The 18,994-nt window shown below is 65.6% G+C and carries 17 protein-coding genes, 4 tRNA genes and 1 pseudogene; 15 read left to right on the top strand and 7 right to left on the bottom strand.

The window, feature by feature from the left end; genetic code table 11:
* Positions 1-23: 23 nt before the first annotated feature.
* The 7 genes from pepN to BFF94_RS35800 all read left to right on the top strand — a co-directional run bounded on the left by pepN (position 24) and on the right by BFF94_RS35800 (position 7,892).
* Positions 24-2,717, top strand: coding sequence for an aminopeptidase N (gene pepN / locus BFF94_RS35830; RefSeq protein ID WP_219140413.1), 2,694 nt, complete (start codon positions 24-26; stop codon positions 2,715-2,717).
* 280 nt (positions 2,718-2,997) lie between these two features.
* On the top strand, positions 2,998-4,011 hold the full coding sequence (locus tag BFF94_RS35825) for a class 1 fructose-bisphosphatase (protein ID WP_128842948.1): 1,014 nt from the start codon (positions 2,998-3,000) through the stop codon (positions 4,009-4,011).
* Positions 4,012-4,215: 204 nt separating this feature from the next.
* Positions 4,216-4,291 (top strand) — tRNA-Thr (locus BFF94_RS35820).
* A 163-nt stretch (positions 4,292-4,454) separates the two neighbouring features.
* On the top strand, positions 4,455-5,264 hold the full coding sequence (locus tag BFF94_RS35815) for a helix-turn-helix transcriptional regulator (RefSeq protein ID WP_128842947.1): 810 nt from the start codon (positions 4,455-4,457) through the stop codon (positions 5,262-5,264).
* A 166-nt stretch (positions 5,265-5,430) separates the two neighbouring features.
* Complete coding sequence (locus tag BFF94_RS35810) at positions 5,431-7,167, top strand: FAD-dependent oxidoreductase (protein ID WP_128842946.1); 1,737 nt, start codon at positions 5,431-5,433, stop codon at positions 7,165-7,167.
* Entirely contained in the window at positions 7,164-7,373 is a 210-nt protein-coding gene (locus BFF94_RS35805; protein ID WP_128842945.1) for a hypothetical protein, read from the top strand. Before BFF94_RS35810 ends, BFF94_RS35805 begins: the two co-directional genes overlap by 4 nt.
* Positions 7,374-7,637: 264 nt before the next feature.
* On the top strand, positions 7,638-7,892 hold the full coding sequence (locus BFF94_RS35800) for a GlsB/YeaQ/YmgE family stress response membrane protein (protein WP_128842944.1): 255 nt from the start codon (positions 7,638-7,640) through the stop codon (positions 7,890-7,892).
* Positions 7,893-7,971: 79 nt separating this feature from the next.
* Here the strand turns inward: BFF94_RS35800 and BFF94_RS35795 are convergent, their stop codons facing one another.
* From BFF94_RS35795 to BFF94_RS35780, 4 genes are all read right to left on the bottom strand, one after another.
* Positions 7,972-8,454 (bottom strand): TlpA disulfide reductase family protein, encoded by a 483-nt coding sequence (locus BFF94_RS35795; protein WP_128842943.1) that lies wholly within the window; start codon positions 8,452-8,454, stop codon positions 7,972-7,974.
* The gene (locus BFF94_RS35790; protein ID WP_128842942.1) at positions 8,451-9,719 is read right to left on the bottom strand and encodes an exo-alpha-sialidase; all 1,269 of its coding nucleotides are present in this window, start codon (positions 9,717-9,719) and stop codon (positions 8,451-8,453) included. The genes BFF94_RS35795 and BFF94_RS35790 overlap by 4 nt, the downstream gene beginning before the upstream one ends.
* Positions 9,707-12,070, bottom strand: a complete 2,364-nt coding sequence (locus BFF94_RS35785; RefSeq protein ID WP_219140412.1) for a TonB-dependent receptor — start codon at positions 12,068-12,070, stop codon at positions 9,707-9,709. Before BFF94_RS35785 ends, BFF94_RS35790 begins: the two co-directional genes overlap by 13 nt.
* Positions 12,071-12,197: 127 nt before the next feature.
* Complete coding sequence (locus BFF94_RS35780) at positions 12,198-12,590, bottom strand: DUF2946 domain-containing protein (protein ID WP_128845753.1); 393 nt, start codon at positions 12,588-12,590, stop codon at positions 12,198-12,200.
* A gap of 198 nt (positions 12,591-12,788) precedes the next feature.
* Between BFF94_RS35780 and BFF94_RS35775 the strand changes: the two genes are divergently transcribed.
* Together BFF94_RS35775 and BFF94_RS35770 are read left to right on the top strand one after the other, a co-directional pair.
* The gene (locus tag BFF94_RS35775; protein WP_006756195.1) at positions 12,789-12,935 is read left to right on the top strand and encodes a hypothetical protein; all 147 of its coding nucleotides are present in this window, start codon (positions 12,789-12,791) and stop codon (positions 12,933-12,935) included.
* A 223-nt stretch (positions 12,936-13,158) separates the two neighbouring features.
* The gene (locus BFF94_RS35770; protein ID WP_128845750.1) at positions 13,159-13,752 is read left to right on the top strand and encodes a chorismate mutase; all 594 of its coding nucleotides are present in this window, start codon (positions 13,159-13,161) and stop codon (positions 13,750-13,752) included.
* A 29-nt stretch (positions 13,753-13,781) separates the two neighbouring features.
* Here the strand turns inward: BFF94_RS35770 and BFF94_RS35765 are convergent, their stop codons facing one another.
* Together BFF94_RS35765 and BFF94_RS35760 are read right to left on the bottom strand one after the other, a co-directional pair.
* Positions 13,782-14,909, bottom strand: a complete 1,128-nt coding sequence (locus tag BFF94_RS35765) for an exonuclease domain-containing protein (RefSeq protein WP_128845747.1) — start codon at positions 14,907-14,909, stop codon at positions 13,782-13,784.
* Positions 14,910-15,050: 141 nt separating this feature from the next.
* Positions 15,051-15,254, bottom strand: a complete 204-nt coding sequence (locus tag BFF94_RS35760) for a cold-shock protein (protein ID WP_006476615.1) — start codon at positions 15,252-15,254, stop codon at positions 15,051-15,053.
* Positions 15,255-15,646: 392 nt separating this feature from the next.
* Between BFF94_RS35760 and BFF94_RS35755 the strand changes: the two genes are divergently transcribed.
* Positions 15,647-15,919, top strand: a complete 273-nt coding sequence (locus BFF94_RS35755; protein ID WP_128845744.1) for a hypothetical protein — start codon at positions 15,647-15,649, stop codon at positions 15,917-15,919.
* A 500-nt stretch (positions 15,920-16,419) separates the two neighbouring features.
* Complete coding sequence (locus BFF94_RS35750; protein ID WP_128845741.1) at positions 16,420-17,565, top strand: porin; 1,146 nt, start codon at positions 16,420-16,422, stop codon at positions 17,563-17,565.
* Positions 17,566-17,648: 83 nt separating this feature from the next.
* Here the strand turns inward: BFF94_RS35750 and greB are convergent, their stop codons facing one another.
* Complete coding sequence (gene greB / locus BFF94_RS35745; RefSeq protein WP_128845738.1) at positions 17,649-18,212, bottom strand: transcription elongation factor GreB; 564 nt, start codon at positions 18,210-18,212, stop codon at positions 17,649-17,651.
* 133 nt (positions 18,213-18,345) lie between these two features.
* On the opposite strand from greB, the gene BFF94_RS35740 reads away from it, so the two are divergent.
* From BFF94_RS35740 to BFF94_RS35725, 4 genes and pseudogenes are all read left to right on the top strand, one after another.
* Positions 18,346-18,422, top strand: a tRNA-Arg gene (locus tag BFF94_RS35740).
* A gap of 66 nt (positions 18,423-18,488) precedes the next feature.
* Positions 18,489-18,565 (top strand) — tRNA-Arg (locus tag BFF94_RS35735).
* Between the two features lie 60 nt (positions 18,566-18,625).
* Positions 18,626-18,702 (top strand) — tRNA-Arg (locus tag BFF94_RS35730).
* Positions 18,703-18,800: 98 nt separating this feature from the next.
* Positions 18,801-18,994, top strand: a pseudogene (locus tag BFF94_RS35725) (IS3 family transposase); the annotation flags it as partial.

Here is an 18,994-nt window from a genome sequence, read left to right as displayed (position 1 = left end):
CCACTCCACCGATCTCGACGACCATGTCCGACAACGCCTCCTCCACCGTGATCCGCCGCGCAGACTATACGCCGCCGGCCTTCCTCATCGATTCCGTCGCGCTCGAATTCGATCTCGCGCCGGCCCGCACGATCGTCAGGAATACGATGCGCGTGCGCCGCAATCCGGACGCCGCCCCCGCGCCGCACCTGGAGCTGATGGGTGAAGCGCTCGAATTCCTCGGTGCACGGCTGGACGGCGCGCCGCATGGCGCCGTGCGCGCGCACGAGCACGGGCTGACCGTCGAGAACGTTCCCGATGCGTTCGAACTGGCGCTCGAAAGCGCGTGCGCGCCCGACCAGAATACGACGCTGTCGGGCCTCTACGTGTCGAGCGGCAACTTCTTCACGCAGTGCGAAGCCGAGGGCTTCCGTCGCATCACCTACTTCCTCGACCGCCCCGACGTGATGGCGTCGTACACGGTCACGCTGCGCGCCGACAAGGCCGCGTACCCGGTGCTGCTGTCGAACGGCAACCTCGTCGATTCCGGCGACCTGCCCGACGGCCGCCACTTCGCGAAGTGGGAGGACCCGTTCCGCAAGCCCAGCTACCTGTTCGCGCTCGTCGCGGGCAAGCTCGTCGCGATCGAGGAAACGATCACGACCGGCTCGGGCAAGGAAAAGCTGCTGCAGGTGTGGGTCGAGCCGGCCGATCTCGACAAGACGCGCCACGCGATGGATTCGCTGATCCACTCGATCCGCTGGGACGAGAAGCGCTTCGGCCTCGAGCTCGATCTCGACCGCTTCATGATCGTCGCGGTCGGCGACTTCAACATGGGCGCGATGGAAAACAAGGGGCTCAACATCTTCAACACGAAGTACGTACTGGCGAACCCCGAGACCGCGACCGACACCGATTTCGCGAACATCGAATCGGTGGTCGGCCACGAGTACTTCCATAACTGGACGGGCAACCGCGTGACCTGCCGCGACTGGTTCCAGTTGAGCCTGAAGGAAGGCCTGACGGTGTTCCGCGACCAGGAATTCTCGGCCGACATGGCCACCGGCGACGAGATCGAGTCGGCGGCCCGCGCGGTCAAGCGCATCGAGGACGTGCGCGTGCTGCGCCAGTTGCAGTTCGCCGAGGACGCGGGCCCGATGGCGCACCCGGTGCGCCCGGAGAGCTACGTCGAGATCAACAACTTCTACACGATGACCGTCTACGAGAAGGGCTCGGAAGTCGTGCGGATGTACCAGACGCTGTTCGGCCGCGACGGCTTCCGCAAGGGGATGGACCTGTACTTCAAGCGCCACGACGGCCATGCGGTGACCTGCGACGACTTCCGTCACGCGATGGCCGACGCGAACGGGCGCGACCTCGCGCAGTTCGAGCGCTGGTACAGCCAGGCCGGCACGCCGCGCGTGTCGGTGCGCACCGCGTACGACGCGGCTGCGCGCCGCTATACGGTCACGCTCGCGCAGGGCTACGGCGACGCGTCGGCGGCCGCGCGCGAAACGCAGCAGGGGCCGCTGCTGATTCCGTTCGCGATCGGCCTGATCGGCCGCGACGGCCGCGACCTGCCGCTGCGTCTCGACGGCGAAGCCGCCGCATCGGGCACGACGCGCGTGCTCGACTTCACCGACACCGAGCAAACCTTCACGTTCGTCGACGTGCCGGCAGAACCGCTGCCGTCGCTGCTGCGCAACTTCTCGTCGCCGGTGATCGTCGAGTACGACTACAGCGACGACGATCTCGCGTTCCTGCTCGCGCACGACAGCGATCCGTTCAACCGCTGGGAGGCCGGCCAGCGCCTTGCGACGCGCGCGCTGCTGACGCTCGCCGCGCGCGCCGCCGCGAACGAGCCGCTCACGCTCGGCGAGAACTTCGTCGCCGCGTTCCGCCGCGTGCTGACCGACGCGACGCTGTCGCCCGCGTTCCGCGAACTCGCGCTGACGCTGCCGTCGGAAACCTATCTCGCCGACCAGATGGCCGAGGCCGATCCGGCCGCCGTGCATCGCGCGCGCCTGTTCGTGCGCCGCCAGCTCGCGACCGCGCTGCGCGCCGACTGGCTCGCCGCGTACGAGCAGCACCAGACGCCCGGTGCTTACGAGCCGACGCCGGAGGCTTCCGGCCGCCGTGCTCTGAAGCACCTCGCGCTCGCGTATCTGGCCGAACTCGACGACCCGGCCGATGCGGTGCGCCTCGCGACCGCGCAGTACGACGCGGCGAACAACATGACCGATCGCGCGGCTGCGCTCGGCGCACTGCTGTCCGCGGCCGCCGCGGGTGCGAACGGGCCGGCCGAACATGCGCTCGACGACTTCTACCGTCGCTTCGAGAAGGAAGCGCTCGTGATCGACAAGTGGTTCGCGATGCAGGCCGCGCAACGCGGCACGCCCGCGCAGCCGACGCTCGCGAAGGTTCGCAAGCTGCTCGCGCACCCCGCGTTCAACCTGAAGAACCCGAACCGCGCGCGCTCGCTGATCTTCAGCTTCTGCGCGGCCAACCCCGCGCAATTCCACGCGGCGGACGGCTCGGGTTACGCGTTCTGGGCCGAACAGGTGCTCGCGCTCGACGCGATCAACCCGCAGGTCGCCGCGCGCCTCGCGCGCTCGCTCGAACTGTGGCGCCGCTTCACGCCCGCGCTGCGCGACCGGATGCGAGAAGCGCTCGAACAGGTCGCCGCCGGCGCGAAATCGCGCGATGTGCGCGAGATCGTCGAGAAGGCGCTCGCGTAACGCCAATCGACCGCGTCGCGCCCGCGCGATCGAGCCGGTGCCGCCTGATGCGGCACCGGCTTTTTTGTTGGACGAACGCGGTTGGAACCGCGCGGAATCGCGGGGTCTGACCGCGCGGTTTGCCGCCGCTGCGATGCGCATGGCGCCCGCCGCCGACGCCGGGAACCCGGCCGATTCGCCCGCCCGGCCATGTAACCGGACGAAAAAAGCCGGCGGCACGGGAGGCGCGGCGGGTAAAATTGCGGGCATTCAAGGATTCTTTGGCCTTTCGGAGTCTGTCATGTCCATTGCCCGCCGCACCACGCTGTCGAAGTTCCTGATCGAACAGCAACGTGAGACCAACAACCTCCCCGCCGACCTGCGCCTGCTGATCGAAGTCGTCGCACGCGCGTGCAAGGCGATCAGCTACAACGTGTCGAAGGGCGCGCTCGGCGAAGCGCTCGGCACCGCCGACAGCGAGAACGTCCAGGGCGAAGTGCAGAAGAAGCTCGACATCCTGTCGAACGAGATCCTGCTCGACGCGAACGAATGGGGCGGCAACCTCGCCGCGATGGCGTCGGAAGAAATGGAAACGTTCTTCCCGATCCCCGCGAACTACCCGCGCGGCGAATACCTGCTCGTGTTCGACCCGCTCGACGGTTCGTCGAACATCGACGTGAACGTATCGATCGGCACGATCTTCTCGGTGCTGCGCTGCCCGGACGGCAAGCAGGCGACCGAGGAATCGTTCCTGCAGCCCGGCACCGAGCAGGTCGCGGCCGGCTACGCCGTCTACGGCCCGCAAACGGTGTTCGTGCTGACGACCGGCAACGGCGTGAACTGCTTCACGCTCGACCGCGAAGTCGGCTCGTGGGTGCTCACGCAAAGCAATATGCAGATCCCGGCCGACACGCGCGAATACGCGATCAACGCATCGAACGCGCGCCACTGGTACGACCCGGTCAAGCGCTATGTCGACGAGCTGAACGCCGGCAAGGACGGCCCGCGCGGCGACAACTTCAACATGCGCTGGATCGCATCGATGGTCGCCGACGTGCACCGGATCCTGAACCGCGGCGGCATCTTCATGTACCCGGCCGACAAGCGCACGCCCGATCGTCCGGGCAAGCTGCGCCTGATGTACGAAGCGAACCCGATGTCGTTCATCGTCGAACAGGCGGGCGGCGCCGCGACGACCGGCACGCAGCGCATCATGGAAGTGCGGCCGACCGGCCTGCACCAGCGCGTGCCCGTGTTCCTTGGTTCGAAGAACGAAGTCGAGCGCGTCACCGGCTATCACGACGAAGCCAAATAATTGCACTGCAGCACTGGACGGAGGTGCGGGACGCAAGTACAATCCCGCCTCGCGATGTGGCCCTGACGGGCCCATCGCAGTGAAGTGAAAGCGGGAAGTCCGCCGGATCGATGGTTTCGCGAAGCAGCGGTAGCAAGCTGAAAAAAGTTCGCAAAACCTATTGCCAAGATCTCGGATTTCACCATATAATTTCATTTCTCTGCTGCCGGTGTAGCTCAGTTGGTAGAGCAGCGCATTCGTAATGCGAAGGTCGTAGGTTCGACTCCTATCTCCGGCACCAAGACATAAAGGTCTGACAAGCATCGCTTGTCAGACCTTTTCTCTTTTCCGGCGCCGAAATCGCGCGCCTGCCCACGCCACCTCTGCTTGCGGGCATCTCCCGAGTCACGCGCCGCGCACCGCCGATTACAATCGCCGGACCACTCCGCCCTCTCTCCCGCATCATGCGCACCTGGCGTCTCGAGCGACCGAATCTCACCGCGCAGCTGGACGTGTCCCGCGCAACGAGCCTCGTCGCCGCGATCGGCGGCAACGAGCCGAACGCATTCGCGGCCGAAGTCCTGAAGCTCTTCGACGATGCATTGTCGATCACGCAATGCACGATCTTCGCGTACGAGTTCGGCAACCGCCCGCGCACGATGTCGGTTGCCGACCATCGCGGCGGCCGCTACCTGCGCGATATCGCCGATACCTACGCACGACATTTCTACGCACTCGACGGCAACCAGCCGATCGTGTCGACCGCACATCGCGGCACACGCCGCCACGACCTGCTGCTGCACCAGCAGGCCGGCGACGAGATCGGTCACGAAGCGTATCGGGCGGCGTGCTACCGCGGCCCCGACGTATCCGACCGGCTGGCGCTGCTGATGCAGCCCGGCGACGCAACCTGGCTGTCGATCAACCTGTACCGCGCACATCGCAGCGGCGCGTTCCAGCCGCGCGAGATCGCGGCGATCGAAGCGCTCGCGCCGCTGATCGCGCAGGCCGCGAAGCATCACTACGCACTGGCCGGCGCGACGCAGATCGGCATCCCGCAACGGATGCTCGCACGACTGCACAATGCATGCCCCGAGTTGTCCAAGCGAGAACTCGACGTGCTGCGCGGCGTGCTCGAAGGCCAGACCGCGCACGAGATCGGCGAGACGATCGGCGTGAAGGCATCGAGCGTCGTCACCTACCAGAAGCGCGCATACCGGCGCCTCGGCATTTCGAGCCAGCGCGAACTGTTTGCGCTGTGCATGCAGCCCTGAAACGTTTCGGCTCGCGTCGAGCGTATCGCGGCCACGCCTCTTTCCTGTCGCTGTACCCGAAATGGGGACAACGGATGCACGACCGGCTTCCATACTGCACCGACCTGTTGCGCGCATTGCAGCGTCGATGCGCGCGCGTCGAACCAGAGCACCCCGGAAGCCAACGATGGATATCGACTTCAAGCCCTACCCGTTCGTCGCCGAGCACCATCCCGCGCATCTGCCGGACTGCGACGACGGCATCGATACGCGCCGGCATCGCGTCGCGATCGTCGGCGGCGGCCCCGTGGGCCTGGCCGTCGCGCTCGGCCTCGCGAACCACGGCATCGGCAGCGTGCTGATCGAGGCCGACGACGCGGTCTGCCACGGCAGCCGCGCCATCTGCATCTCGCGACGCAGCCTCGAGATCATCGAACGGCTCGGCGCGCTCGACGGCTTCCTGCGCGTGGGGCTGCCGTGGACCGGCGGACGCAGCTTTTACCGGCGCGACGAAGTGCTGCATTTCACGATGCCGCAGGACGAGAATCAGAAGCTGCCGCCGATGGTGAATCTCGCGCAGTATCACATCGAGCAGTTCCTGCTCGACGCCGCGCTGCGCCGCCCCGAGCTCATCGAAATCCGCTGGCAGACGAAGGTCACCGGTGTGACCCGGCAGGCCGATGGCGCGCGTCTGGACGTCGACACGCCGCTCGGCGGCTACGCGCTCGACGCCGACTGGGTCGTCGCGTGCGACGGCGGACGCAGCACGATGCGCGACGCGCTCGGCCTGTCGCTCCAGGGCACGAGCTACGAGGGCCGCTACGTGATCGTCGACATCGCGCTCGACAGCGACCGGCCAACCGAACGGCTCGCGTACTTCGACCCGTCGTCGAACCCGGGCTCGACGGTGCTCGTCCACAAGCAGCCCGACAACGTGTGGCGGATCGACTACCAGTTGCGCGACGGCGAGGATGCCGAAGCGGCCGTGAAGCCCGAGAACGTGATCCCGCGCGTGCAGAACCTGCTCGACATGATGGGCGAGCGCGGCGACTGGTCGCCGATCTGGATCACGATCTACAAGGCGAACGCGCTGACGCTCGAACGCTACCGGCACGGCCGCGTGCTGTTCTGCGGCGATGCCGCGCATCTCGTGCCGATCTTCGGCGTGCGCGGCGCGAATTCGGGCATCGACGATGCCGACAACCTTGCATGGAAACTCGCGTACGTGATCCGCGACCTCGCATCGGATGCGCTGCTCGACAGCTACTCGGACGAGCGCGTGTTCGCGACATACGAGAACCTCCGCTACGGTACGAAGAGCACCGAGTTCATGGCGCCGCCGTCGTTTGCATTCGAACTGATGCGCAAGGCCGTGCTGTCGCTCGCGGTCCGGCATCCGGCGCTGCGTTCGCTGATCAACCCGCGCCAGACATCGGCCATCGCGTATGCGGCGTCGCCGCTCAACGCAGCCGAACGCGACACGTTTGCGGCCGGCCCGGCGCCCGGCACGGTGCTCGCGGAATGCCCGCTGATGCTTTACGCGGCGCACGGCAACGACATTCGCCCCGGCCACCTGACCGATCTCGTCGCCCCGCGCTTCACCGCGTTCTGCTTCACGGCCGACGGTGTGCCCGATCCGACGCTGGCCGATCTCGAACGGCACCTGCAGGATGCGGGGATTCCGTTCGCGCTCGTCACGCTCGCACGGCACGCGGCACTGCGGCAACCCGCCTGCGGCGGCCATGACGACGACGGCCGGCTGTTCGACCTGTACGGTGCGCGCGACGGCACCGTCTATCTCGTGCGTCCGGACGGCCATGTACTCGGCCGCTGGCACGACGCTCGCGCCGGCGACGTGGCCGCTGCGCTCGAACGCGCGCTCCATTCACGCACATCGACCGATCTTCAGGAGACCGCGGAATGACGGACGCAGAACGCGACACCCTTTACACCGACCTGTGCCGCACGATGACCCGTGTCGGCGAAGCCGATGCGTCGCTCTTTCTCGCCCGCTTCGCACTGCTTGCGATCGAGACGATTGGCGATAGCGCAACCGTCGCACGACTGATCGCCGACGCAAGCGACGGACTGCCCGACTCGGGCATGCCGGCAGCGACGCACGAACGATGACGCTCATGGCCAACAGACTTCGCCAGCATCCATTTATTACAAATTCATTTCACCATGCGTCGTCCGTGCACGAGCCGCGTCGGGGACAGACGAATTCCCTGGAAAATCCGGTTCAGGGTGCATAACATTACTTAACGATTCTGACCCGCCTATCGCGTTACATTGCGTGGGCGGCGCGGCGGGTCGCATGCCGCTTTCACCCAGCTTGCGGCGCGCGACTGCCGACGTCCGGTCAATTCGACTCAACCCAAGGAGAGGACCACCATGACTCATGGCTTGATTATGTGGCTCATCATCGGCGCAATCGCCGGCTGGCTTGCCGGCTTGCTCGTGAAGGGCGGCGGCTTCGGGCTGATCGTCGACATCATCGTCGGGATCGTCGGCGCCGTGATCGGCGGCTGGCTCGCCGGTCTGCTCGGCATCAGCATCGGCAGCGGCTTCATCGGTTCGGTGATCGTCGCGGTCGCCGGCGCAGTGATCCTGCTGTTCGTGATCCGGCTATTCAGGAGAGCCGCCTGACGATTCTCTCCACGCGCCTTCGGGCGCGTTTTCGCATCAGGCCGGCGCGCGGCCCGTTCGCCGCGCGCCGCCGGCTCTTTCAGCGCCTTGTGCGCTGCAACCAGCTGTCGAGCACGTCGGTCGTCAGCAATCCGCTGCGTGCTTCGCGTGCGCCATCGCGTCCGATCCACACGGTGCGCGGCATTTCCCCTCTCCATCCCGCATCGAGCGCCGCCCGCAGACGCTCGGGCATCGGCTCCGCGTTCGCATACCGCGCGACCTGCGGCGGCAGGTTCATCTGCGCGAGCGCCTGCGAGATCGCCGCGCCGTCGTCGTCGTACGCATCCATCGCGACCATCGCGAGCTGCACGTCCGGATGACGGCGCTGCCACGCGACCAGATGCGCGGCGTTCTCGCGGCAGTATCCGCAATCGAGCGACCAGATCTCGACCGCCAGCGGCCGCTCGTGCGCCGTCGCATACAAGCGCGCGACGTCGGCCGCGCGCAACGGCTGCAGTTCGCCGCCGGCCCATGCCGGCAGGCTCGCGAGCACGACGCCGATCAACGCGATCAGCCGTTTCATTGCGCCCCCTCCACGGTGATCAGCCGATAACCGTCGTTACGCGTGCGCCACGACAGATAGATGCGGCCCGCATCGTCGAGCAGTTGCGGGTTGTCGCTCGCGCCCGACGTCGATGCGATCACGCGCGGCGCCGACCAGTGCTCGCCGCGATCGTCCGACCGGCGCAGCTTGATCTGCATCGTAGCGCCGTCGAACGCCTTCCATGCGAGCCACACGACGTCGCCGCGCGCGACGAGCGCCGCGTGCGACGCCTGCTCGCCGGGCACCGCGGGATTCGCGCCGAATGCCCACGGCGTGCCACGCGGCTGACCATCGGCGCCGATGCGCGAATAGAACACGTCGGCACGCCCGTCGATGACACCGAACCATGCAAGATGGCGCATGCCGTCCGGCGTGATCGCCAGTGCCGGCCCGTGCTCGGGGCACGCCTCGACATGCCAGTTCGAGAACGTCGCGCGCGCCGGCACGACCGGCTCCGACGCCGATACGGGCAGCACGGCGAGCGCATGATCGCGGATCTGCCCCGGGAACACGTTGCGCCACACGGCCTCGATGCGTCCGGCCGGATCGATCGCCATCGCGATCCGGCAGCATTCGCACGTGTGGTCGGTCACCTTGCGCTCGGCTTCGAACGATGCGCCGCCATCGCGCGACACCGCGTAGTAGACGGCCGCGCCTTCGTACGCCTGACCCGCTGCCTTCGCCGCCACGAGATCGCGCTTGTCGATCCATGCGATCGCGATGTTGCCGGCCGGATCGACGGCCATCATGTCGAAGCGGTGCGTGATCGCCTGCCGGTCGCGATGCACGGTAACAGGCACGCTCCAGCTCGCACCGCCGTCGAGCGATCGCGAGAAGCGCACCATGCCCGTGTACGGCGCATCGAGCGGCATCGACCACGACACGTACACCGCGCGCCCGTCCGGACTCGACGCGATCTTCGGGCGATTCTCGGCGCTCGTGTAGATCGGCTCCGGCATCGCGTTGACGGTAACGGGCGCCGACAGCGTACGACCCGCGTCGTCGGAATGCGCGACGACGACGTGCGCGCCTTCGACCCATGCGGCCCACAGCCGGTGATGCGCATCGAATGCTGCGCCCGTCGCGAGCGGCTGCTTCTGCTGCGCGGGCGCGGCCTGCATGCTCATGTGCGCCGCGTGCGGATCGGCCGCCTTCGGCACGTCGTGCGCATCGTGCGCGCCGGCAGGCGACAGCACCGCGAGCCACAGCACGCAGCCTGCCGCGAACGGCTTCACAGCGACCATTTCAGTTCTCCATAGAAAGTGCGGCCCGGATACGGGTGGAACACGTAGTAGCGGCGGTCCGTCAGGTTGTCGATGCCGACCGATGCGGTCCAGTGACGGTCGAAGCGGTAGCGCGCCTTCAGGTCGACGACCGTGAACGAGCTCGTGCCGCCGTAGACGTCCGGATTCACGTCGCTGTTGTCGAGCGTGTTGAACTGGCGGCCCGAGTAGCGAACGCCGACGCTCGCGAGCCAGTGCTCGTCGAAGCGATACGACGCAAGCAGGTTCGCGCGCATGCGCGGAATACGCGGAAAGCGGGAGCCGACATAGGCCGGGTTCGCGGCATCGGCAAGGATCTGCGCGTTGCTCGCCGACACGTTCGCGTCGATCGCGAGCCCCTTCAGCCCGACGTTCGCGCCGCTGAACGCAAGTTCGACACCGCGTACGCGCACGCGGTCGACGTTCGAGATGTTGGTGACGGTCGTCGCGCCCGACACCGTCGTCTGGCTGTAGATCGAATCGCGCAGGTCGCTCTGGAACACGCTGGCACGCACGACGCCGACGCCCACGTCGCGTTCGGCCGTGAAGTCCCAGTCGATTGCCTTTTCAGGCCGCAGGTTCGGGTTGTTGTTGACGATCGCGTTGTTCGAGATCGTGCCCTGGAACAATTCGCCGACCGTCGGGAAACGCGTGCCGGTCGCGAACGACAGCCGGAAGCGCCAGACATCCGTCGCGTCCCATTGCAGCGCGACTTTCGGCGACAGCGCGTTCGCGCTCCGGTCCGCATAGCCGAGCGTGCCGGTCGCGTTGCCGAGCGCGCCGCCGTACGCATCCCAGCGCTCGTAGCGCAGCCCCAGCGTCGCGAGCCAGCCCGGCGCGACGCGCCACGCGTCCTGCGCGAACAGCGCCTGCGTGCGCGTGTCGCCGCGATAGACGCTCGACAGCGACGTGGTCGGCCCGGCCAGCCAGTCGGCCGTGTTGTACGTGACGTTGCGCAGGAAGTAGTTGTCGTAGTGATAGCCGAACGTGAACGTGTGGCCCTTCACTTCCGGCGCCTCGGCCTTCAGGTCGAGCGTGCGCCAGCCCGTGCCGTCGCCCTGGAACAGCGTGCCCGCACCACCCTGCACGGTCGACGCCGCGCGCAGCACGTCGCGCGACACGTCGTACGCGGACGCGACACCCGACAGCCGCCAGCCGGAATCGAGTCGGCCGTTCAGGCCGAGCGCGTACAGCCAGTTCTCCTGGTCGCCGCGCTGCGGCGCGAACGCGTTCGGTGCGACCGTCATGTTCTGGCCGCCGATCGACACGTTGCCGCCGTAGACCCGATTGGCGGCTGCATCGCGCAGGAAGGTTTCGCCGTGCTGCCGGTAATGGTTCTCCCAATGCCCGAGCGTGAGCGTCGCGTCGACATGGTCGGTGAACGCGTAGCCCATCCGGACCGTCTCGTTGAGCTGCTCGGTCCGCTCGATCGTCTGTGCGCCGACGATGGTCCGCGGCTTGCCGTTGGGTCCGATGTCGGTCGCGGCGCCCGTCACGGGCACGGCGGCACCCAGCTTCGGGTTGTAGGTCGAATTGGCGCTCGCGTACTGCATCGGCTGGCCGTTGTTCTCCAGCCGGTCGAGCGACAGCGCGAACCAGAACCGGCCGACGCGGTTCGCGATCCGAGCGGTCTGGTGATTGCCGCCGAAGCTGTTCGCGAATCCGTAGCCGTCGTGGTAGCGCTGCGTAAAGAATTGCGTCGACAGCGACGCCTCGAGTTTTTCCGGGCGGCGCGTCGTGAGCAGCACGGTCGAGCCGATCGAGTTGCCGGGATACAGTGCGGAAAAGGGGCCATAGAGCACGTCGACGCGCGCGATGTCGTCAGGCGGAATCAGCGACCAGCGCGGCGGGTACGCATAGCTCGAGCCGAGCAGGTTCGACAGCAGCACGCCATCGGCATAGACGAGCCCGCGTGCGCTCTGCAGTTCGTTGAAGTCGCGGCCCGCAAACACGCTGTTGCGGTCGCCGATATAGCGCTTGCGGACCATCAGGTTCGGCGCGTACTTCAGTGCGTCCTCGGTCGTGACGTTGGTGTGCGCGTCGATCTGCTCGCGCGTGATCGACTCGACGACGGCCGGCGTATCCGGATCGACGGGTTGCCGCTGCGCGGTCACGCTGACGGCGGTCAGCGTATCGCCGGCCGGTGCCGGCGGCACGGTTGCGGTCGCGGAAGCCGGCGCAGCGGCACCGGCGGGACGTTCGGCGCCACCGCGGGCGGCATCGGCGCGCGCATCGTCCGTCGATGCAGCATGCGCGGCGGGCCACGCGAAAGCGGCCGCGCATGCGAGCGCGAGCCGGCCGCGCGACGGCCGCGCGGCGAAGGTAGACGACATGAATGAATTCCTGAAAACGTGATCGGACGCCGCCGGACACGAGCGCGCGCGCCGCGCACGGACGGCGCGGCACGCGGGCCCGGCCGCGGGCGGCTCGCGCGCCACCGGGGCGCGCGGACGACATCAATCAGATCGGGGCGTTTTCAGGCGGGGCGCGCGGCTGCGCGAGACGGATGCCCTTGCGGGGAAAATCGGGGACGGCCGGGGCGGCCGCGCGGTAGGCAAACGTCCGCACGAAACCCGGCATCGCGGGCAGGCTCGACCCGAGCGCCAGGTTCGCCGCGAAGCCAGGGCAGTACACGCAGTGCGGCACGCCGGCATGGTCGAACGACGACGTGTCGCGGCGGTCGCCGCTCGCCTGCGCGAGCACGACCTGGCGAGCGCCCGCTGCACTGCACAATTCGAGCGTGAGCTCGCCGGAGCCGCTCGACGCGAGACGCGCGTAGCCGATGACGGGCGACAGTACGTTCAGTACCAGCGCCAGCCATACGAGGCCGATCCATCGCGTCGTCCGTGTCATCGCGGTCCAGGAAAAAGTGCGCGCAAGTATAGCAAGCGGCCCGATCGCTGCCGATTGCGCAGGAGGCAATAGTCGGCATCACACTTCGCATCGCGGCCCATGTGCCGTTAATACAACAGAGACAAAATCTAACGATTCGCCTCTGGCATAAATCCGAGCGCGAGGTTGATAATTATTGGACCTGCTGGAGAAACGATCATGGACGAAAGACCAACTCGCATGCCACCGCCCGAGCAAGTGATGAGCCCGGACCCGGAACCCGTCGGCGTGGAATTCCTCGCCGAATTGCCCGACCACGTTCGGGCATTCTTCGACGAGCAGCACAAGCTGTACTCGCCGAAGTGAACGACTGCCCGGTTCTGTAACCGCCACGTGTCGATCATCGCTATCGTGCGGTTCATCCGTGCGCATCGCGCGCAATTCGCCTCGCACCCGGGCCGCAATAGCCTGACGGTGCCGGATCAGCTCGCCTGCTGATTCTCCTGTCGCGTCGCTACGCCGCGCGACCGTCTTCGTCTATCCTTCTGGTTTTCCACGTCCGGCCCGCCCGGCTCTCCCGATCGTTCCGATGAAGCAAGCCATTCGTGCCAGCCTCGCTGTCGCCGCGCTCGGCGTCGCCCTCTTTTCGTCTCCGCGCATTGCCAGCGCAGACGGTGACGACACCGCCCTCACCAACGTCGTCGCGCTCGCGTCGCAGCGCCTCGCGCTCGCCGAACCGGTCGCTCGATGGAAATGGGCGAATCACAAGGCAATCGAGGACCGGCCGCGCGAAGCGGCACTGCTCGAGTCGGTCGAAAAGCGCGCAGTACAGGCCGGCGTCGATCCTGCGTTCGCACGGGCGTTCTTCGAGGATCAGATCGCCGCAAGCAAGGACGTGCAGAACGCGCTGTTCGCGACCTGGCGCGCGACGCGGCCGCCCGAAGGCACGCCGCCCGATCTCGCGACCAGCACGCGCCCGGCACTCGACCGGCTGACGCAGAAAATGCTCGCGGGCCTCGTGCAGGTCGCACCGTTGCGCGAGGCGCCCGATTGTCAGGCGCGGCTCGCGCGCAGCATCGCGAACTGGAAGACGCTCACGCGCTATGACTCCAAGCAGACGCAAGCACTCGACGTCGCGCTGTCGCATGTCTGCTCGGCCGGCGGCGCAAGCGCGATCGGCTGATACGGCGCGGATCGCGCCGCCGCGCTTGATTAACCCGCGGGCGTGAGCGCGGCGAGCGGAATCAATTGCAGCCCGCGCGCGAGATGCGTCTGCAGCAGACGATGGGTAAAGGGCTCGAACGCGCCGTCCACCCCGTCGGCCACGAGCCGTACGGCCGCGTCGAGCGATTCCGCCGAGCCGAGATAGCGCCAGCCGTCGATCACATGAAAGAGGCGCCGCTCGCCATTCGCCTCGAACGCAACGGCGCCTTCGAACGGCCAGGGCGCACCGCCGGCACGGGCGGTGTCGGCTGCGGGGCGCCGGTTGTACGACGGGCGCAGCCGCGCAATCCATTGCGCTTCGGCGAGCATCGCACCCAGTTCGTTGCCGGTCTCGCGCCATTCGACACGCCGCACCTGCTGCGCAAGCCGCATTTCCTTCGATGAACGGCGCTCGCCGGTCAGCAGCCCGCGCAGCCGCTGCCGCACGCGTACGCTGCGGCCGACATAAAGCGCCTCGCCCCCCTCCCCGAACAGCGCGTACGCGCCGCACCCGGCCGGCGCGGTGTCGAGCCAGGCCTCGGTCAGATCGCCGGCCAGACGGAAGTGACGCGTCGTGCGCGCGATCTGGTCGCGCAACCGCTCCAGCGGCACGATGTCGTGCAACTGACGCCAGAACTGCCAGAGCAGGTCGGCATCCGCCAGCGCCCGGTGACGCGCAGCCGGAACGAGGGCATGTCTTTCGATCAATGCGTCGAGCCCGTGCCGCGATTCGCGCGGGAACAGCGCGCGCGACAGCCGCACCGTACACAGCACATCGGGATTGAACGCAATGCCGGCGCGCTCGAATTCGGCACGCAGGAAGCCGCGATCGAAGCTCGCGTTGTGGGCGACGAACAACTTGCCGTCGAGCCGCTCGAACAACGCCGGCGCGAGCGACGCGAACGGCGGCGCGTCGCGCACCATCTCGTCCGAAATGCCCGTCAGTTGCTGGATGAACGGCGGAATCGACTGGCCCGGATTGACGAGCGTCGTCCACGTCGACACGCCGAGCGGGCCGATTTCGACCACGCCGATTTCGGTGATGCGGTGCTCGGCGGACGAGCCGCCGGTGGTTTCAAGGTCGACGAAGACGAGCGGCTGTTCGCTGGCGGGATCGGACGGACGGGAATCGGACATGAAAAGACAGGGAAACGATGCTTCCGTGAGTATGCACCGGCATGCGTGTTCCCGGCCAGCCCGGACCGGAATGTTCCGCCCCCGGAAAACAAAAAGCCCCCGCAATGCGGGGGCCGGACATGATCGGCAATGCGCGGCGCGTCAGACCGCCTGGATATTCGCCGCCTGCTTGCCTTTCGGCCCGACTTTCACGTCGAACGAAACACGCTGGTTTTCCTTCAGCGTCTTGAAGCCGTCCATCCGGATTTCGGAAAAGTGCGCAAACAAATCTTCACCGCCATTGTCCGACGTAATAAATCCAAAACCTTTAGCATCGTTAAACCATTTCACGATACCGGTATCCATGTCTTCGTTCCCCACTCGATTAGATCAAAAAAGCTATTTTTATAGCCGTTACCCGAAATCCCGAAGCATTGCGCCAGCACCCGCACCAGCACGCCGCCCGAGGACGGAGTGCTGACTTTATAAATTGGACAATCCGGGTGCGTCAAGAAAATTTTTGACGATCGTTTTATCAAAAGATCGCTAATACCACTGGAATCGGTACACCACCGTCCATGATTAATTGATTCGCATCAAAAACCTGTCAACATTACCGGGATCGGATAGTTAATAATCACGGCCATGAAATTTCTACCGGGGACAAATCGACTCGGTAAAATCCTCGGGTTTTTTCGGGTTGCGGAAAACCGGCGACATTGCGATCCTCACTCAACGCCGTAAGGAAGGAGAGGGTCATGTGGCTGGACGGAATCAAGCGCTTCGCGAGCCGGCTAGGACGCGTACGCCGCAAATCCCGCGCCCTGGCCGAGTCCGCTCGCGAAGCGCCGTGCGACACCGAGTTCGATACGACCTGGCACGGCGATCACTGGCAGAACCTGCTCGCATCGCCACTCGATGCCCGTCACTACGTGATGGAAGACTGGACCTACACGCCACCACCGACCGAAGCAGAGGAAGCCGCGCCTGCGGCCAAGCGCAAGCGCAAGCGGCGCTCGTACGCGCAATAGCACACGGAAAGGCGGAGCAAAAAAAAAGCGCGACTGGGAAGTCGCGCCGACAAAGGTTTGGAGATCTTTTCCGTCAACGAAAAAGTCTGCTTCGGAAAGCAGAGATCGCAGTATAGCGAGAGAACAAGCTTTCATTATCCATGCTCCACACAAACCACTATTGCCGATGTGTCAATAATCGCGCCGCGGCCGCCACCGCCTGCTGCTGATTGCCTGTCGCGATCGCGCAACGCCCGTTACGTAGTCCTGATCGCCATTTTCTTTCGCTGCACCGCCGCAAACCCTTGATGGACAATCGTTTGCGCGGATTCGCCGATATTTGCGGATTCCAAAATACATTATTGCTTAAAGCGCAACCCTCTCCTGCTCAACGCCCTCCGTACACTACAGATAGCTTTCCGATAAGCGCACCGCCGCTCTGCCGGACCGGTCACGACATCAAGCAAAGCATGCCAGTCCGCAGCAGGTTCGATCGATATCATCCTGTTTGGAGACAATTCATGAAAAAAACCCTGATCGTCACCGCGTTGTCGGGCGTACTCGTTACGGCGGCACATGCGCAAAGCAGCGTGACGCTATACGGCTTGATCGACGCAGGCATCACCTACACGAACAATCAGCACGGCCACAGCGCCTGGCAGGAAACGAGCGGTTCGGTCAACGGCAGCCGTTGGGGCTTGCGCGGCACCGAGGATCTCGGCGGCGGCCTGAAAGCGATCTTCACGTTGGAAAATGGTTTCGGCATCAATAACGGCGCACTGAAGCAGAATGGCCGCGAGTTCGGCCGGCAAGCGTTTGTCGGCCTCGCGCACAACAGCTACGGTTCGCTGACGCTCGGCCGGCAGTACGACAGCGTCGTCGACTATCTCGGGCCGCTGTCGCTGACCGGTACGCAGTACGGCGGCACCCAGTTCGCCCATCCGTTCGACAACGACAACCTGAACAACTCGTTCCGGATCAACAACGCCGTCAAGTACCAGAGCGCCAACTACGGCGGCCTCAAGTTCGGTGCGTTGTACGGGTTCTCGAACTCGTCGGCTTTCGCGAACAACCGCGCGTATAGCGGCGGCGTGTCGTACAGCTACCTGGGCTTCAACTTCGCCGCAGCCTACTTGCAACTGAACAGCGACGTGAACGCGCTCGCGCAGGCAGCGACCGATCCGGGCGCGGTGACCGGCGACTGGACCTTCGCGTCGCGCGTGCAGCGCACCTGGGGCGCAGGCCTGAATTACGGGTTCGGCCCCGCCACGGTCGGCTTCGTGTTCACGCAGACGCGCCTGACGGACATCCGCGCGATCAGCGCCGGCCAGTCCGGCGTGTCCGGCGGCATCACGGGTCTCGGCGGAACCGCGCGCTTCAGCAACTATGAAGTCAACGGCCGCTACGCGTTGACGCCGGCACTGTCGCTCGCCGGCTCGTACACGTACACGCAGGGCCGTCTGGCCGGCGACAAGCCGACCTGGCACCAGTTCAACCTGCAAGCCGACTATGCGCTGTCGAAGCGCACCGACGTCTACCTGCAGGGCGAATTCCAGAAGGTCAACAACGACGGCCTCGACCTCGGCGCCAACATCAACGGGCTGGGTGCCGCGTCATCGACCAACAAGCAGATCGCGGTCACGGCCGGCCTGCGCCATCGCTTCTGAGCGACCGGCGCATCCGCCGCACGCCGGATGACGAAGCGCCCCACCGGGGCGCTTTTTCTTTGCCGGACTGCGCCGGCCGCCGCTCACGCGTTGCCCGGTGCCGGGTAACGGACGTCGAGCACGTCGATCGGCTGCGGGCCGGCCGGCGTCATCAGCGTGACGGTATCGCCGATCTTCGACTTGATCAGCGCCCGCGCGACCGGCGAGATCCAGCTGACGCAGCCGTGGTCGAGATCGACCTCGTCGATCCCGACGATCGTGATCGTGTGGTCCTCGCCGTCCGGCGTCTCGTAATCGACCGTTGCGCCGAAAAATACCTGATCGACATTCTCCTGCCGGCTCGCGTCGACGACTTCGGCGAGATCGAGCCGCTTCGTCAGGAAGCGGATGCGGCGATCGATCTCGCGAAGCCGCCGCTTGCCGTAGATGTAATCGCCGTTCTCCGACCGGTCGCCGTTCGATGCGGCCCACGACACGAGCCGCACGACCTCTGGGCGCTCCACGTCGATCAGACTCAGCAACTCGTCCCTCAACCGCTTGTGGCCGGCCGGCGTGATGTAGTTCTTCGCGCCCGCCGGAATCGCGGGTTGAGCCTGGTCGAGATCGTCGTCGTCACCGTCCGACTCTTTGACAAACGCCTTGTTCATGATGCAGATTCAACACATGGGGATGACTGATGCTCCAAGAGTACACGAAGGGCGCCCCGGCAACGCCGCGCAGCGTAATTCGCGAATAAGGCTTCCCTTTTTATATAACCCTGCTATAATCTCTCTTCTGCGTGCGGCTGTAGCTCAGTTGGATAGAGTACTTGGCTACGAACCAAGGGGTCGTGGGTTCGAATCCTGCCAGCCGCGCCACTTTTTCCGAGGGCCTTCCCAACCGAAGGCCCTTTCAGTTCAAAGCAGCAAAGTTTTGTTTTGTGTGCGGCTGTAGCTCAGTTGGATAGAGTACTTGGCTACGAACCAAGGGGTCGTGGGTTCGAATCCTGCCAGCCGCGCCACTTTTTTGGGGGCCTTCCCATCGCAGAAGGTTCCGACAGTCAAGCAGTACCGTTTTGCGTGCGGCTGTAGCTCAGTTGGATAGAGTACTTGGCTACGAACCAAGGGGTCGTGGGTTCGAATCCTGCCAGCCGCGCCACCTTAAAAGGGCTTTCCTCCGGGAAAGCCCTTTTTCTTTTCTATGTGACCCGTCCTGAAATAGGTTGACACTTTTTCGCCGAAACGAAGAGGTGCCAAGTGGAGCAAGGGATCAAGCGGACCCAGCGGGACTACAGTCTGGCTTTTAAGCTGTCGGTGGTGACGCAGGTCGAAAAAGGCGAGCTGACGTACATAGAGGCGCAGCGACGCTACGGAATTCAGGGACGCTCGACCGTACTGGTATGGTTACGTAAGCACGGCTTGCAGGATTGGGCCGATCCATCCGGGCGTGC

This window comes from Burkholderia catarinensis (assembly GCF_001883705.2).
Taxonomy (GTDB): domain Bacteria; phylum Pseudomonadota; class Gammaproteobacteria; order Burkholderiales; family Burkholderiaceae; genus Burkholderia; species Burkholderia catarinensis.
This window is presented reverse-complemented; position numbering and strand designations above follow the sequence as displayed.